Origin of the sequence: Priestia iocasae, assembly GCF_016909075.1 — a bacterium.
GTDB classification, from domain to species: domain Bacteria; phylum Bacillota; class Bacilli; order Bacillales; family Bacillaceae_H; genus Priestia; species Priestia iocasae.
Genome location: NZ_JAFBFC010000001.1, coordinates 1010569 through 1027165, shown reverse-complemented (window position 1 = coordinate 1027165; position 16597 = coordinate 1010569). Strand labels below are relative to the sequence as shown.

The window sequence follows — 16597 nt, the reverse complement described above, 5'->3', positions numbered from 1 at the left end:
ATGCATCCTTACTTGACTTTACTTCGTTGAGACTGTTCCGAATACGCCTTTTTGTTGTAGTACTTCAATCTGTTGTTGTGTATAACCGAGTTTTTCAAGTACCTTCACTGTGTCTTCTCCTACCCTCTTTCCTACTTGGTTATACAAAGGTTGAAACTCGCTAAATTTAATGGGATGCGCTAATTGCTTTTGTGATGAACCATCTTGCTTTTGCACTTTAACTATCATGTTACGCGCTTGAATTTGCTCATGATGACAAGCTTCTGAAAACGTTAGAACAGGCTCAACACAAGCTTCAACGCTCTCAAAGATTCTCAGCCATTCATTAAAGTCTTTCTTTAAAAATGCTTGCCTAACTTCATACTTGAATGAAATCTCATCTTGAGGTTGGCGACTAAACGCAAGATCTAGCTGATTATTCAACCCTAATGCTTCACATAGCTTTTTTCGAAATGAAGGCTCTAAGCTACCGACAGAAAAAAATCGTCCATCTTTCGTTTCATAATAATCATAAAAGGTTCCACCGTTTAATAGCTGTCGTTCTGGTTCTGGCTCTACATCACATGCTAAGTAGGCTGAACCATATAAAGCATTTAAGGCAAACGTTGCATCCGTCATGCTTACATCAACGTACTGCCCTTTTCCCGTTTGCTCTCGATGGATGACGGCGGCTAAAATACCGATGACGGTGTGTAGTGATCCACCTGCTACATCCCCAACTTGAATACCCATTGTAACAGGTGGTTCTAATTGACGCCTTGAATAATGAAGAGCTCCTGATAGCGCTAAAAAGTTATTATCATGACCTGGCCGATCACGATAAGGACCTGTTTGACCAAAACTTGTTAAAGAACAATAAATTAAACGTGGGTTAACTTCCTTTAATGTTTCATAATCCAACCCGAGTCGCTCCATTACCCCCGGTCGAAAACCTTCTATTAACACGTCATAATCTTGAATGAGTTCCTTTACAAGATTGATTGCTTCTCTTTGTTTTAAATCAAGTGTCATTGACTGCTTAGAACGACTTAAATAGTGATGTGCAGCAGCTTCTTCTCCATCGAAAGGTGGTTCTGTTCGAATTAAATCAGGAATGGATGGTGACTCTATTTTTAAAATCTCAGCCCCTAAATCAGCAAGCATCATCGTGGCGTATGGGCCTGGTAACAACCGTGAAAAATCAAGGACTTTTAACGACTTGAGCAATAAAACTCCTCCTTTTACAACCCTAAATTCTTTGCAATGATGTTTTTCATAATTTCATTCGTTCCTGCATAAATCGCCATGACCGGGATATCTCGATACCTTCTTGCAATTGGATATTCTTCCATATAACCGTATCCGCCGTGAAGCTGCATACATTCACTAGCCACACGTTTTGCCATGTCCGTAATCCACCACTTTGCCATGGAGACTTGTGTGACCACATCTTTTCCTTCTATATGATTCCTAATTAAATTATCAAGAAACGTACGACCAATCTCAACCTCGGTTGCCATTTCAACAAGTTTGTATTGTGTATTTTGAAACTTGCTAATTGGTTGACCGAATGCTTGGCGATTTTTCGTATAATCGATTGTCATTCGAACCATTTCTTCAGCCGCTACTTGAGCCGTAATTCCGACAATGAGCCGTTCCTGCTGAAGCTTGTCCATTAAGTAATAGAAGCCTTTTCCTTCTTCACCTAATAAGTTAGTCACAGGTACTTTTGCATCTTCAAAAATAAGCTCCGCTGTATCTTGACTATGCAATCCTACTTTATTTAATTTTGTTCCACGCTTAAACCCAACCGTATCGCGTTCTACAACTAGTAAGCTAATTCCCTTGTATGCTGGATTAGCATGTGAATCTGTTTTGCATGCAATCACAATTAAATCGGATTGAATACCATTTGTAATGAATGTTTTTTCTCCATTTACAATATAATAATCTCCATCTTTTATTGCAGTTGTTTTCAAATTGGCTAAATCAGACCCTGCTCCTGGTTCTGTCATCGCAATTGCTGTAATTTTGTTACCGCTTACACAATTAGGTAGCCATTTTTTCTTTTGTTCTTCTGTGCCATAAGAAGCTAAATAAGGAACGACAATGTCATTATGTAAGCCAATGCCTACTAAACTTGATCCAACGCGCTCTAATTCCTCATTTAATACGACCGAATAAGCAAAATCAGCGTTAAATCCTCCATATTGTTCATCTACCCACGGACAGAGGAATCCTTCCGCTCCTAGCTTTAACCAAAATTCTCTAGGAATCATTCGATTTTCTTCCCACTTGTCATAATAGGGAACTGCTTCTTTCTCAAGAAACTTGCGTAAGGACTTTCGAAAAATATGATGCTCCTCCTTCAGATAACCTTCAGACATACACTCTCTCCTTTTATAAATGAATGAAAATTCTGACTATAATTAGTATAAAGAAACTTATCTTTTTAGAACAGTCTTTTTCTAAAAAAATAAAAAACACTTGAAATAATATTCAAGTGTTTTAATAAGATCGCAACAAGTTAATAAAAACAATGACAATGATGATTGGAAGTACATATTTCACTAAAAACAGCCATAATTCAAACCATTTAGTTGAGATTGTCCCTCCTGCCATAAACTCTTTGTAAAGAACTTCTTTTTTCATTTTAAACGATAAAAAGATAGCAATGGCTAAGCTTCCAAGTGGTAGCATCACGTTACTGACAAAAAAGTCTGCGACGTCAAATAAGTTTCGACCTCCAAATGAAACATGACTGAATACTCCAAATGATAGGGCAGATGGAATTCCAACAAGAAAAACAATCAGACCTGATAGCCAAGAATAGCGCACACGCTTTTCTTGCTCTTCTTTTGTTAATGATGCCACAATGATTTCAAGAAGTGAAAAGGCAGACGTTAACGTAGCAAATAAAAACAACACTAAAAAGAGCGATAAAAATACTGTTCCAAATGGCATTTGCTCAAATACTGCTGGTAAAATAACAAATAACAGCCCAGGTCCTTCCGCCGGCTCTAATCCAAACGAAAACACGGCTGGAAAAATGGCTAATCCAGCTAATAAAGACACAAATAAATTTAAAAACGCAATCGAACTTGCCGATTTTGTTAAACTCACTTCTTTTCCTAGATACGAACTATATGTGACCATACATGAAAGGCCGACACATAATGCAAAAAAGGATTGTCCTAATGCATACAACACAGACGATGCGGTTATTTCTGAGAAGTCGGGCTTTAAGAAAAACAGCAAGCCTTCTGTCGCATTTTCTAGCGTTAAAGAGCGGCCAACAATAATTAAAAACGAAATAAATAACAGTGGCATCATGTATTTATTTGCACGTTCAATTCCATGTTGCACCCCTTTAGAAACAACAAAAACCGTCATAACTAAAAAGAGCAACTGACCACCAAGAACAATAAATGGATTTCCAATGACTGTATCAAAAAGCGAGCCATACGACTGACCAATTAATTGACCACTGATACTCATTAATGCATAGATGAGAACCCATCCACCTACAACACTATAAAAAGACAAGAGCACTAAGCAACTGACTACACCAATGCGGCCAATCCAAGCCCAATTCGAACCAGGAGCAATGGCTTTATAGGCACTAATCGCTTCTTTACCTGTATTTCTTCCGATAATAAACTCGGCTAGTAATAGCGGCATTCCAATAAATAAGGTAAACAAAATAAATAAGAAGAAAAATGCGCCACCGCCGCTCGTTCCCGTTACATAAGGAAATTTCCAAATTGCACCTAATCCAATTGCAGCTCCGGCTGACGCTAAAATAAAACCAAATCGCGAGGACCATTGGTTTGCTTTATTCATGTGATGTCCCCTTTCTCTTTCACGACATGTGTAGTAATGTATCACAATTTAATAAAAAAATCATGTATTCTATGTTTTGTTTACGCTTTCATTTCCCTTTAACATGATTTTGTTTCATTTCTTCTTTCTTCATAATACTTTTTCTTCTAATAATTAGGAATTTAAAAGACTATTTTTGTAAAGTATTCATATGTATAGGACATCATATACGAAAGAAGGATGATTCATATGTTTCAACATGACATTCATGTCATCGTGTTTGATTTAGATGGCACTCTTTATGAAGACACGCATCACTTTGATTATTATGCAATAAAATTAGAGCAAAAAATAGCACCACGATATCGAACAATGTACCGCCAGGACTATGAACATGTTCTTTCTGGTCAACATGCTTTACGAGTTGGGCGTATCTATGACGTTAAAAACGACCTCATCTTGTCTATTAAAAATAAAAAAGCGGATCGTGTGCATCGCTGGAATGGGACACGGCTATCACAACAAGAATTAAAAAGGTTATACCCAAACACCATCAACGTAAATTTAGATGATATGCTAAGTATTGGAGATTTATGGTGGGTCCCTTCTTCGATTGCCCGCCATTATGGGGTATCAAATGAAGAATCTTATGATGCATTTTTACAAACGCGTGAATATATGATGAGTGATCAATTCCAGATGAAGCGAGTGGAAGGCTTAAAAGAATTGCTTGAAACGATTTCATTAAAGTGCAAACTCGTTTTATTAACGAACAGCCCAGAGCGTGACAGTGAAGCAATTATACATAAGCTAGGACTTGATCATGTTTTTCACAAAAAAATATTTATGGGACAAAAGCCCACAATGACTACGCAACGTTTTGAAGAAGTGAAACGTCACTTTCAGATAGATTTTGAGAATATGTTAAGTGTGGGCGACAATTTAATAAATGAGATTGCACCTGCAAAAGAGCTAGGTTGCTCGACCATCTATATTGATCCTTTTCATATCGGAAACGAAGCAAGTGCTGATGTAACCGTTGAACGGATTACGGATGCTATCAGCATTCTAGATGAATATTTCAAGAAAAAATAAAGCCACGCTGTCTTACAGCGTGGCTTTATTTTTAAAGAAACACTGATTCATCATCTCCGTGTGCTTCTTGCTCGGATAAAATCTCAATGTGATTATGTCCTTCTTTTTCAACTTCTAGTTTTACTCGTTCAGCTGTTTCATAGTCAGGACATGTCACTTGTTTATATTCTAAAGTCTCTTTGTCTGTGTAGGTTACCAGATAGGTCATTTCAAACTCCTCCCTTTTTTCGTGTTTAGTAGTTTGTATCCTCTTTTCTTTTTCTCTAAACATATGAAAAGTCTCCCTTTCATACACATATTAAAAACGTAAAAAGGAGGAGCTTGTCAGTGAATCTGCTTTCTTTTGCTCCAATCGTTGCACCTATTGGTATTTTAATTTGCTTAATTGGTTTTACTTCCACCTTTATTAAGCGGGATTAATGCTTTTAGATAGACTAGAATCTTTTTTTATTTCCTTACCCTCTTGATTATTTGTATGATCATTCCAATGACTAGTATCGCAATCGCTATCCTACTTGTTGTTACGATAGCAGAATGGTCACTTTGCTCCACCATGATGGCAATAAATGCCCAAATAAAGACTAGTGAGTAAACAATGTCATTTTGCGTTAATGTAAAGACCACCCCAAGTAGGGCTCCCACAATTAGCATGATAACAGCCCACGATTGTTCACTTAATCCAAATAACTGTTCAATGCCGTTTGCTTCAAAAATGACAAATACATTGACAATGGTTGCTACAGAAATCCACCCAATATAAACAGAGATTGGAAACCTCATAAACCACGTAGAATGAGGTGAATGTTGAATAATGGTATAGATGATAATTAGTGTAAGCAAGATGCCTAGCATAATAAAAATTGATGCATTAAAGTACTCATTTTGAAAAACAAAGACCCACAAGCTATTCAGTAGCGCATTTAAAAAGAACCAAACCCCAATTTTCCGATAAATGTCTTTTTGGTCATCACTCGTAAAGAATTGACGAGCTACCCATACCGTTAGTAATAGGTAAATCAATCCCCAAATCGTAAAGGCATAGCCAGCAGGAGTAAAGAGGGTAAAGACCTTATCTGACACTTCTCCTGCTGTTTGACCACCTATTGGTAATGCATTTGCTAAGTAATTGACCGTTAAAACGAGTACTAACCCAATAACATTTAAAATAGCGTAAAAACGAAAACGGTTCAAAAGTGTTCTCTCCTTTCATTCGTGGTTGTTAATAAAATAGCAAGAAAGATACCTTTTCGTTTATACATACCTCGTCTTTGAGATCGTTATGCACTTTTTTACAAAATAAGTGTAAAGTAGGTTGAACTACCCACTACTTACCCTTCTCTCACTCCTTGAAGTAGAGGGTCTCTTCTCACTTATTGATGATAAAATAGGTAAATAAGATTAACGTTATATTATTAGTAGTTAAATCTCTATTCTAAGATAATAGATATCGTTCTATTATCTCATGCACATCTTTTTGGATTTTTTCTTGTTCATTTAAAAGTTGATGCTTTCCCTTACGAATCATTTGAATGTGACAATGAGGAAATTTTTCTTTTAATACTTTTAAATTATAGCGCCAATCAACCGTCTTATCTTTCTTTCCTTGAACAATAAGAAGTGGATGTGATACGGATTGAAACGTATCTACTTGATTATTCCATTGAATTAGCGCTTTCAACCATGAAAGCGGAAGTTTTTGAGGTTGAAGTGGATCTTCCTTAACAAACTGCAAATATTTGGTGTTAGAGGAGTTACCTTTAAACATACGCTTCATTTCCTTAATGAATGGAAAAAGAAGATAAAATCCTACTTTTGATACATGCCATCTATATGAACGAACAAGCGGGCTAATGAAAATAACTTTTTGAAAAGGGCAAGAGTTTGTCATCATATAGGATGCTACAATGGCACACCCTGTACTATGAGCCACAACATGCAACGGTTTTTGAATCCGATCATCCATTATCGTAAGTAGGTACTCTAAAAAGACAACATACTCTTTAAATTGATTAATATGCGCACGGTTTCCTGTCGAAAGCCCATGCCCTTGTAAATCGTATGTTAAAACAGCATAATTTTGCTTCAGTAGATAATTAATCGTTTTTGATAGAGCAGCTGCATGGTCAAAGTAACCATGAACCAATAAAACAGTTCCTTTTATAGAAGTTGGCTGAAACCATTGAACAAAATGATTTTCATCGTGAAACGATACATAGCCATGGCTATAAGTCACTTCTTGATCGTTTATTCCATAAAACCTTAAATAATCATTTATAAAGTGGTTTTCAAGAGAACGAACATCAAATGGCATACGTTCTTTTTTTATATGTGTTAATGAACGATGAATAGATTTCATTGTTTTTCCTTTCTATATTGGTTCAATACATTGTTTTACATCGTTTTTTGGTGAATTAACAAGCGATGAGACTTGACTATATTCCATCTCATCCGCTGGGTATGATTTTAATAACGATTGAAGATAATCGGTGTCTGTTATTGTGGGATCTAACCATGCATCAATATGTTCATCTTTTAAAATAACCGCCATTCGATGGTGAAGCTTTCCTACCAACTCGTTCGGCTCAGTAGTTACTATTGTACAAGTATAGAGTGGTTCTTCACCTTTCTCCCACTTTTCCCACAGTCCAGCAAATGCAAATGGTTGACTTGTTTTTAACTGAATTCGATACGGTACCTTTGTTTTCCCTTCTTTTTTCCATTCAAAAAAGCCGTCTGCTAAAATGATGCATCGTTTTGAACGAAAAGATGACTTAAAGCTTGGCTTTTCAGTTAATGTTTCTGCACGAGCATTGATCATCTTATGACGAAACGATGTATCTTTCGCCCAAGACGGAACGAGTCCCCAATCAAATAAATGTCCAATCCGCCTCTCATTCTCTTGCACAATCGCTAATACTGATTGTGTAGGTGCAATGTTGTAGCGTGGTTCTAGCTCATGACTATAGTCAAAATGAAAGACAGACTTCAACTCTTCTAACGGGGTATGTAAATAAAAGCGGCCACACATCTCTTTCACTCCTTTTTTAGTACTTATTCTATACATTTTGTACATCCTTAAACAAAAAAGCCCACTGTTATAAACAGTGAGCCTTCTCTTTATTTTGAGCCTACTTCTTCAGTAGCTGCACTTGATTTCGCTTTATTCGTTCTAGGTTGAACCCAGCCTTTTGCTACCGCTAGCAAATACAACCCGATACTAATACCTAATGTGATAACAACAAACAACCAATGCTGTCCTGTCGCAATCATGACTGGTGCAAATGTGACAATCGCAATCTCAACAGGCGCTACCGGAATATAAGCAAGTGCATAATCATCCAGCGTTTTACTTTCACCTTCAGGATCTGCAATACGCAGTAATGCAATTCCCATGGCCATCGTACCTGTAATCCAACCCCACGTGAAAATTCCTCTTTCAAACCAAATGTTACCGAAGAATTTACCTGATAACACACGGAAAACAAACCATGCGAACAATAAACCAAATGCTAATAAAATAAGAAGTGGTACAAGATAACTTGCTACGGCCGATAAACTAATTGAGGCAATTCCAAAAGCAACAAGTAAATCCGTTGCACTACCGCTGATGCGATTTACTGTATCTTTATCAATATATTGATCACTTTTCGTTTTCACCATCATTGCTTTTACTGCTAACCCTACTAAAAATGCTAGTGAAAAAGCTGGAATGGTTACATCTGGTAACAACGACTGACCTAATTCACTTAAATAATAACCACCTAGCGCAATTGCCACAACAAGGGACAAGTGCAACACGAGTGGATCAACGGCAATCGAAGATACTGTATCAGGCTTACTGCTCTTACGCTTATCTTCTGGAACTAACCCAGTTCGCAATTCCATCGGTAAATCTTCAAATCTTGTAAGATAGTTCGTTTGACCTTTTTTCGAATAGTATTTAATAAATGATAAACCTACTACAATTGAACAAATAACTCCGACTGTTGCAGACGTCATCGCAAGGGATAATGCATCATCCCAACCTTGCTTTGCAAATGCATCACCAACAGCTGCTGCAGTACCATGGCCACCTACAAAACCTGCTGCTAACAGTAAACCGAAACCTAAGTTTAAGTCTCCCCAAACGTTATTAAGAATAAGCAATCCAAATAGTAAGCCTGCTCCCCACATTGCTAACATGATCATTTGAGAATAAGACCACATACTTCCTACTCGTCCTGCAATCTCTTTCCACTTTACATTTTGTGTCGCAATTGGTAATGCACCGAAAATAACGGCAATTAGAATGCCTGGATACGTTCCAATTTGATCTGTAAATGGAATAATCCCTACTCCATTAGGTCCTAGTGCTAAAGCTAAAATTCCGGCGATAATGCTCGCTGGTAAGAATAGATTTTGCACCCACCTGACTTTTGCTCGAATAATTGTTCCTACTAATAGTAGTAACGCGATGAATCCTAAATCAATAAACATATCCCATGCTGATAAATTCATCTAATCAACCTCCTAATCATCATTAATTCATAGTAATCTCATAGGTTTAGTGGTCTATTAAACTGAAAAAATTGAAAAATTTTATTTAAGGACAATAATGTGCACTTGAATGACCTATAAAAACAAATTGTCTAAATAGAATTTTTCAAATTTTTTACTTATAAAATATTTTTCTAGAATAGAATATTTCTTATTCAACTATCTCATATTATACACACTTTTTTGTACTTTTGCACATTTCGACATGAATCGTAATATATCCGTAATACTTATTTACATTCAAATGAAACGCTAAAACCCTATAGAGACTATCATCTATCCTCTGTATAAAGATTTTTAAATACCTTCATTTAGAATATTAATCTATAGGCAGCTTATTAATTTTAATGTTCACCTAAATTCATACATGTTCTTCGCACATGAACAAAGAGATTAGCGTCTACACACCTTTCCTTCTTTTAACAAGCATGTTATAGTAGAATTCAATAGGAAGTCCACTAGGGGTGCCTTCGGGCTGAGACAAGGTTACTTGATCCCTTTGAACCTGATCTGGGTTATACCAGCGTAGGGAAGTGGTAATGTTCAGTTTAGTAGAGGGACTACGCCTCTATACTTTTTACATATAAACTGCCATCTACCACTCCGTCCGTGCGGAGTGTTTTTTATTGCTCTTTTCCCCTATGTGTCTTCCAAACTACTTTTAGGGAGGAATTGTATCATGTCATTCTCAGCTGAATTGCGCCTTGAGGCCGATCACATTTATCAAGCCATCTTTAACCATCCGTTTGTGAAAGGAATTGGTGAGGGCAACGTTCCTAAAGAAGCGCTCATTCACTACGTTTCTCAAGACTTTGAATATTTAACGGCCTTCGTACGAATTTACGCTGCGGCGATTACAAAATGTGAAAATCGCGAGGAAATGGCCGTGTTCAATGAAGGAATCTCCTTTGTACTTAATAGTGAAATCCACCCTCACAATAACTTTTGTGAAGTTGCTGGTGTTAAGTATGAAGATTTACATCATGAACCACTCGCACCAACGGCAAGTCACTATATTAAACATATGATGACTGTTGCTCATACAGGTTCTTTAGGAGAAATAATTGCTGTTTTACTGCCTTGCCCATGGACGTATTTAGAAATTGGTCAAAAACTAATAAAAGACATAAATCTAGAGCCTACTCATCCATTTTATGAATGGATTACGTTTTATGGAGCTGAAAAAGTAAACAGCTCTACACAATGGTATTGCGATAAATTAGATGAATTAGCAGCACAAGCATCAGAGGAAGAACGAGCAAAAATGAAAGATCATTTTATTAAAAGTTGCGAGCTTGAATACCTGTTTTGGGACATGGCTTATAAGCAAGAGAAGTGGCTATTCCCAAAGACTGAGACGCTTATTTAACAAGCAAACCCTCTTGCACTTCACCTCTAAATTTGTTAAATTAAAGGTACTTATTTTTGTTCAAACATGATTGAGAGAAGAAATATGTTTTACCATGTTTTTCGTCTTAATAGATTGTGCAGAGCAAGAATAGTAATATATTTGTGGAGAGTTTGCCACATAGGAGGTACATTAATATGTTACAAGGTAAAGTAAAATGGTTTAACGCAGAAAAAGGGTTCGGCTTCATCGAAGTTGAAGGTCAAAATGACGTATTCGTTCATTACTCTGCAATTCAAGGCGACGGCTTCAAAACTTTAGAAGAAGGTCAAGAAGTTTCTTTCGAAGTTGTTGAAGGTGCTCGTGGACCTCAAGCTACTAACGTTCAAAAATAAGCTGATAACTACAAAAGACTCCTAGTTTAGGAGTCTTTTTTTGTTTACCTCTTTTTAATTGTGAACGTGCATGATAAGCAAAGGATATTGTACAATTATTTATTTTTCTTGCAAATCTGCTACATCTACAGTTGTTCTTTCTTCTAACGGACCTCTAGAATGGATGGTCACTGTTCCATCTTCATTCAATTCATCAATCCAGACCGATTGATGGTTGTATGTAACTTCAATATCCGCTGTTGATGATAAAATTTGTTTTATACGCTTTACATCCATGTTACTCACTCCACTCTTCATATGTAGTCAGTTTATCTTTTGAAAAAATTGAGCTTTTCATACATAAAAAAGCTGATTCAATTCACACATATTGAATCAGCTTTTTGGTTACCTTAACAATTTTTTTATAATTGCGATGTTTTGCTTTTCAGACGGATAGCGAAACGACATATCGAATTTCGTTGTTTGTTTTAACACACTTTTATAATGAGAAAACGTTTGGAAGCTACTTTCTCCATGGTATTGTCCAACTCCACTCTCTCCGACACCACCAAACGGTAAATACGGAGTCGCTAAATGCATTAATGTATCGTTAATACAGCCACCCCCGTACGAAATATTGTTTACAATTTGCTGTTGAACCTCATCACTTTCGGTAAACAAATATAAGGCCAGTGGCTTTGGACGATTATTCACAAATTGAATTACTTCAGAAAGCTCATCATATTCCATCAAAGGTAAAATAGGGCCGAAAATTTCTTCTTGCATAACAGGAGCATCCTCATTTACGTGGTCTAAAATGGTTGGACTTAATTTCCATTCATCTTCATTTACTTGACCACCTACTACAATCTCACCATCTTGTAGAAAAGAGCGAAGGCGCTCAAAATGACGCTTACTTACAATTCGCCCATAGCGGTCGCTTTGTTCTGGATATTCACCATAAAACTCATGAATAACTTTTTGAAGTTGATCTATTAATGCCGACTTTACGTTTTTATGCACAAACAAATAGTCAGGGGCTACGCACGTTTGCCCTGCATTAATTCCCTTACCAAACATAATTCGCTTTGCTGCTAGCTCAATATTCGCATCTTCATGTACAATGCACGGGCTTTTTCCGCCAAGCTCTAATGTCACAGGAATAAGCTGCTTCGCTGCTTCTTGCATGACGATTTTCCCCACATTAACGCTTCCTGTAAAGAAGATATAATCGAACTTTTGTTTTAAGAGAATTTCACTCGTTTCCACACTGCCTTCTACAACCGTTATCAACGATGGATCAAATGCCTTTGCTAGCATTTTCTCTAATAAACGAGAAACATTTGGCGTTAGTTCAGAAGGTTTTAACACAACTGTGTTACCTGCTGCTAGCGCTCCTACGACTGGAGACAGCGCTAAGTTAAGTGGATAGTTCCATGGTGCTATGACGAGTGTGACACCATACGGCTCCGGAACAACATATCCTTTAGACCCTACGTGAGTTAACGCTGTTTTGACTTTCTTCGTCTTCACCCATTTATGAATATGTTTTAATGTAAAGCGAATTTCCTCTAGTAGCACACCAATTTCTGTTGTATAGGCTTCCACCTCTGATTTGTTTAAATCTGTTTTCATTGCTTCTAAAATCTCTTGTTCATGGTCTTTAACCATTTTCCTTAACGTTTCAAGCCCTTCAATGCGTTTTTTTACATCTCGTGTTTGGCCTTCGTGAAAATAATGCTTTTGCTTTTCGACAATATGTGCAATCACTGCTTCATCCGTTACATAATACTGTTCATGATTCATAAGAATCCTCCCTTACTTCTTGTGTAAAGCATTCTTCCTCAACAGTAGCTAATAACGCTTTTAATAATCCAACAGCATCTTCTAAAGCTAAAGAATAATGACGTTGTGTTCCTTTTTGCTCAATTTGAACTAACTTTTGATCACGTAATATTTTCAAATGATGAGAAACAGCTGGACGTGATAGTGTTGATTCGGCTGCAATTTCATTCACTGTTAATGGCTCTTTTTCGGCTAACAATAAAATAATATCTTGTCTTGCTGGATCACTTAACGCTTGAAATACTGGTATGCTTGCTCGAAATAACCGAACGGCTTTTTCACTCATTGTTTGTTCCTCTTTTCTGCTTTCTTCTTTTATCAGTTATACCCTATTTATTTCATGATTATGATATGTCGTCTAAACGTTTAAGAACTTAAACGCTTAAACGTATAATAACGAAATTTTACTTATTCGTCAAATAAAACGGCTATTATTACATCATTCTTCAATTCTTTACATAAAGCAAAGATTACGTCTAGTTTTGACAACCTTTGTCAACAGGCAGGAAAAAAGAGGAATCTGTGGTGAATAAAACAAACAAGCTACATACGAAGCTTTAAAATGACAATTTTATCAAGCTTTGCATAAAAAGAGAGGATGGTGTCATTCTATGGAGCACTATACAATAAAAAAAGTATCGGATGCATTAAGAGTAGATAAACGCACGCTAAAACAATGGGAGGACCAACTTGAAGGGTACATAAAAATAGAACGAATTAATAATGCAAGAGTGTATAGACAAGAGCAAATGGAATTGTTTAAAGATGTAAGAGAGTTAGTTGAACAAAAAGTAAGTTGGCCAGACATTCGTGAATATGTGCAGTTAATGACTACTGAGTCTTTGCAACAAGTAGCAACATCAGAAGAAGATTTGGTAACAGCTACCGAAGATGTAATGGAACCAGTCGGTGAAGAAGAGTCTGAACTTGAAAAACAGAAAGAGCAAGTGGAAGAGGATGAAATAGGTACAGCTTTATCTTTGTCTGACTCAGAGCATGTACACGGTGAGCTCATTGACAAAGCAAAAACCTACGAAGACGTCTTTGCTGCTCTTGATTCTTTCAAGAAAGATTTGTTATCTGAAATGCGACAAGGCATTCGAAATGAAGTAAGAGAAGAAATTATTTCAGAAGTAAAAAAAGAAATTGAAAAAGGCAATCATCAAACAGCAGAAATTGTTGAATCCGTTGAAGCTTTTATTGCTGAATCCTCTGAGCGAAATGTAAAAGAAGTAGAAAATATTTCAAAGAAGATTATTCGTACAAACGAGCTCGCATTTGAAGAAATTGCAAATGTGATGGATGATATCACTGATTTGTCAAAAGATCAAAAAGAAGAAACGATGCGCGTTTTAAATGAAATGGCTCAATCTTCAGATGAATCATCGAAAGAAATGCAATATTTATTAGATCGCTTTTCAAGCAATTCAACTGTTGCCATGAATCAAGTCAAATTTATGGTGGAAAAACTCACTAATTCAAGTAGTACAGCAAGTGAAGAACTGAGAGACTTAATTGATTCGATGAACGAAGAGCGTATCTACTTTTTGAAAGAAATGGAAAAAGACCGTAAAATTCACCGGCAAAACATTTCAGAGCGTGAGCAAATGTTTAGCGAGTTTGTTCAAGGTTTTCGCCAAGCTGCCGCTGCAGAAGCAAAGCGTACGAATAAAAAATGGTGGAAGGTTTGGAAAGAATAACGCTATAAGCGAATCATCATGCGACACCTTTTTTAGAGTGTCGCATGATGTGAGTTAACGACTTCAAGGTGAATTAGTTAGGGCGCGTTTTCTCAGCTTTCTGATTCGCTTTGCTAGTTGCAAGCTCCTTAGAGAATTCGCTACCTGCAACACTTTTTACACTTTGCAAGCCCGCTTTTTGTTTTCGATTACGTTTTGTCATTGTATTTCCCCCCTGCATTTTTTAGAGGATTCCCCTCCCTTTTACTATGCTCAAAGAATATCTTTTTACAATCAAAAAATGGTTAGCACTTTTACGGAATAGATTGGTTTGAAATAGATTGAAAAACATGATAACCACTAACAGAAACACCAATTGTACCCGCTCCTGGAAAAATCGTATCTCCACATAACCACAGCCCGTTCATACCTGTACGATGAGAGATACTTTTAAAGAGTGTATGCTCTATTGTTTGTGGAAAGCCTCCTACTCCTCCATCAACACGTGATGTAAACCGTTCCCACGCTTTTGGGGCTCCAGGTATTTGATGAATGACTCCTTCATTCAAATCAGGAATGACTGTTTTAATCATCTTCAACATTTTCTCCTGCATCTCTCTCTTTTGTTTCTCATAAAGAGCTTTATCTTCCCAATTTGTTAAATCAATATGAGTAGAGGCTGTTAACGTCCTCATTCCTTTTGGTGCACGCCATTCATCGCTTTTGTCTGAAAGAGAAAGAAAGATATGATCGCCTTCCGTCATATTTCCTGCCTCTGATGCTAGCACTTGGTGAAACAATTCTATGTTTTCTGGTAGTACCTCCTCCTCAATGGCCATATACATCGTAAACGTACCCCACTGTGGTAAGCTTGCTTTTTGTTTTAAGCGATTAGGCAATGCATCGTAAACATTCGGTTCTAGCACTTGCTTTAAGTTATGAATGGGGATGTTACAAATAAGGTGATTAGCACTGTACTCATTTCCTCGATGGTCTTGAACCATCCATTCCTTCTTCTTACGATGGACCGCTACAACTTTACGACCTAATAGAGTGTGTCCCCCATTTGTCTCAATAGATCCTTTTAATGCTTCTGCTAGTTTATATAACCCCCCCTTAACATAAAAAGCTCCTTCATGATAAATATCAAGTGCTAAGCACCCCATTAATAATGAGCAGTTCTTACTTGTGGTTTGCATACTATCAATAAGCTGCCCATCAATAAAATGTACAAATTCTTCGACTTCTAAAAGCCCATGTTGATGTAAAAGGTCCCTCATTAATTTTGAAAAGAGCGGCACAAGCTTTAAGGAAGTTGGGGAAAGAGATGAAAATAGTGTTAACCACTCCTTTAGCGTCATGGGAGGTAAGGTAGGTAATGGCTGCATTAATTTTCGAATCTCTCTTGCAATTGATTGAACATGCTGATAAAACTGTGCTATTTCTCGCTTTTTATGAGGAAACTGTGTTTGTAGATGAAGAAGATGCTGTGTACGATTTTGATAATACATAAACGTACGATGAGACGTATGTATCTTCATTACAATATCTAATGACTTTGTCTCAACTTCTGTTTTTAAATAACGTAATATCCGGTCATGAATACCTCCGTATTCAAATCCCATTCCAAGTGTTGCGCCAACTGGAAAGATAAACGATTGACGTTGAAATTTACCAGCGCACCCTCCCCATTCACGTGAACCTTCAAGGACTTGAACGTTAAAGCCGTTTTTCGCTAAAAGTGCACCTGCCGTTAACCCTCCAATTCCCCCACCTACAATGACTACTTTTTCTTGCATATGTACACCTTCCATCTAAAGAGATATATGTATATTGTGAGGTGCATTCTTCAATTCATTCAACTTTTAATATGTTAAAAAAGAGGTGAAGTCAAAAAGCCCAACCTTGTCTCTTTCACT

The 16597-nt window shown here is 36.9% G+C and carries 17 protein-coding genes and 1 riboswitch; of the genes, 4 read left to right on the top strand and 13 right to left on the bottom strand.

Annotated features, from left to right (window positions below):
- Nucleotides 1-18: 18 nt before the first annotated feature.
- From JOC83_RS05140 to JOC83_RS05130, 3 genes are all read right to left on the bottom strand, one after another.
- Nucleotides 19-1206 (bottom strand): CaiB/BaiF CoA transferase family protein, encoded by a 1188-nt coding sequence (locus JOC83_RS05140; RefSeq protein ID WP_205184641.1) that lies wholly within the window; start codon nt 1204-1206, stop codon nt 19-21.
- 14 nt (nt 1207-1220) lie between these two features.
- Nucleotides 1221-2366, bottom strand: coding sequence for an acyl-CoA dehydrogenase family protein (locus JOC83_RS05135; protein WP_205184639.1), 1146 nt, complete (start codon nt 2364-2366; stop codon nt 1221-1223).
- Nucleotides 2367-2487: 121 nt separating this feature from the next.
- Complete coding sequence (locus JOC83_RS05130) at nt 2488-3822, bottom strand: sodium-dependent transporter (protein ID WP_205184637.1); 1335 nt, start codon at nt 3820-3822, stop codon at nt 2488-2490.
- Between the two features lie 228 nt (nt 3823-4050).
- Here JOC83_RS05130 and JOC83_RS05125 point away from each other — a divergent pair, with 228 nt between their 5' ends.
- Nucleotides 4051-4896: an HAD family hydrolase gene (locus JOC83_RS05125; protein ID WP_205184636.1), complete on the top strand. Its 846-nt coding sequence runs from the start codon at nt 4051-4053 to the stop codon at nt 4894-4896.
- A gap of 31 nt (nt 4897-4927) precedes the next feature.
- On the opposite strand, the gene JOC83_RS05120 is transcribed toward JOC83_RS05125, so the two are convergent.
- The 5 genes from JOC83_RS05120 to JOC83_RS05100 form a co-directional block, all read right to left on the bottom strand.
- Nucleotides 4928-5104: a hypothetical protein gene (locus JOC83_RS05120; RefSeq protein WP_205184635.1), complete on the bottom strand. Its 177-nt coding sequence runs from the start codon at nt 5102-5104 to the stop codon at nt 4928-4930.
- A 239-nt stretch (nt 5105-5343) separates the two neighbouring features.
- On the bottom strand, nt 5344-6087 hold the full coding sequence (locus JOC83_RS05115) for a tryptophan-rich sensory protein (RefSeq protein ID WP_205184634.1): 744 nt from the start codon (nt 6085-6087) through the stop codon (nt 5344-5346).
- A 241-nt stretch (nt 6088-6328) separates the two neighbouring features.
- Entirely contained in the window at nt 6329-7252 is a 924-nt protein-coding gene (locus JOC83_RS05110; RefSeq protein ID WP_205184633.1) for an alpha/beta hydrolase, read from the bottom strand.
- Between the two features lie 12 nt (nt 7253-7264).
- Complete coding sequence (locus tag JOC83_RS05105; RefSeq protein WP_205184875.1) at nt 7265-7924, bottom strand: SOS response-associated peptidase; 660 nt, start codon at nt 7922-7924, stop codon at nt 7265-7267.
- Between the two features lie 89 nt (nt 7925-8013).
- Nucleotides 8014-9393 (bottom strand): sodium/glutamate symporter, encoded by a 1380-nt coding sequence (locus tag JOC83_RS05100; RefSeq protein ID WP_205184632.1) that lies wholly within the window; start codon nt 9391-9393, stop codon nt 8014-8016.
- A 489-nt stretch (nt 9394-9882) separates the two neighbouring features.
- A riboswitch (TPP riboswitch) is annotated at nt 9883-9981 on the top strand.
- A 130-nt stretch (nt 9982-10111) separates the two neighbouring features.
- On the opposite strand from JOC83_RS05100, the gene tenA reads away from it, so the two are divergent.
- Complete coding sequence (tenA, locus tag JOC83_RS05095) at nt 10112-10801, top strand: thiaminase II (protein ID WP_205184626.1); 690 nt, start codon at nt 10112-10114, stop codon at nt 10799-10801.
- 176 nt (nt 10802-10977) lie between these two features.
- On the top strand, nt 10978-11175 hold the full coding sequence (locus JOC83_RS05090) for a cold-shock protein (protein ID WP_205184615.1): 198 nt from the start codon (nt 10978-10980) through the stop codon (nt 11173-11175).
- 99 nt (nt 11176-11274) lie between these two features.
- Here JOC83_RS05090 and JOC83_RS05085 read toward each other — a convergent pair whose 3' ends face one another.
- From JOC83_RS05085 to JOC83_RS05075, 3 genes are all read right to left on the bottom strand, one after another.
- Nucleotides 11275-11451, bottom strand: a complete 177-nt coding sequence (locus JOC83_RS05085; RefSeq protein WP_205184612.1) for an H-type small acid-soluble spore protein — start codon at nt 11449-11451, stop codon at nt 11275-11277.
- Between the two features lie 108 nt (nt 11452-11559).
- Nucleotides 11560-12960 (bottom strand): aldehyde dehydrogenase, encoded by a 1401-nt coding sequence (locus JOC83_RS05080; protein ID WP_205184610.1) that lies wholly within the window; start codon nt 12958-12960, stop codon nt 11560-11562.
- A complete protein-coding gene (locus JOC83_RS05075; RefSeq protein ID WP_205184608.1) occupies nt 12950-13285 on the bottom strand; it encodes an ArsR/SmtB family transcription factor in 336 nt (111 codons plus the stop codon). Before JOC83_RS05075 ends, JOC83_RS05080 begins: the two co-directional genes overlap by 11 nt.
- Before the next feature lie 325 nt (nt 13286-13610).
- Here JOC83_RS05075 and JOC83_RS05070 point away from each other — a divergent pair, with 325 nt between their 5' ends.
- Nucleotides 13611-14699: a MerR family transcriptional regulator gene (locus JOC83_RS05070; RefSeq protein WP_205184606.1), complete on the top strand. Its 1089-nt coding sequence runs from the start codon at nt 13611-13613 to the stop codon at nt 14697-14699.
- Nucleotides 14700-14772: 73 nt separating this feature from the next.
- Here the strand turns inward: JOC83_RS05070 and JOC83_RS20155 are convergent, their stop codons facing one another.
- Complete coding sequence (locus JOC83_RS20155) at nt 14773-14901, bottom strand: hypothetical protein (protein ID WP_275580400.1); 129 nt, start codon at nt 14899-14901, stop codon at nt 14773-14775.
- 91 nt (nt 14902-14992) lie between these two features.
- Entirely contained in the window at nt 14993-16477 is a 1485-nt protein-coding gene (locus JOC83_RS05065) for an FAD-dependent oxidoreductase (protein ID WP_205184604.1), read from the bottom strand.
- Between the last annotated feature and the right edge of the window lie 120 nt (nt 16478-16597).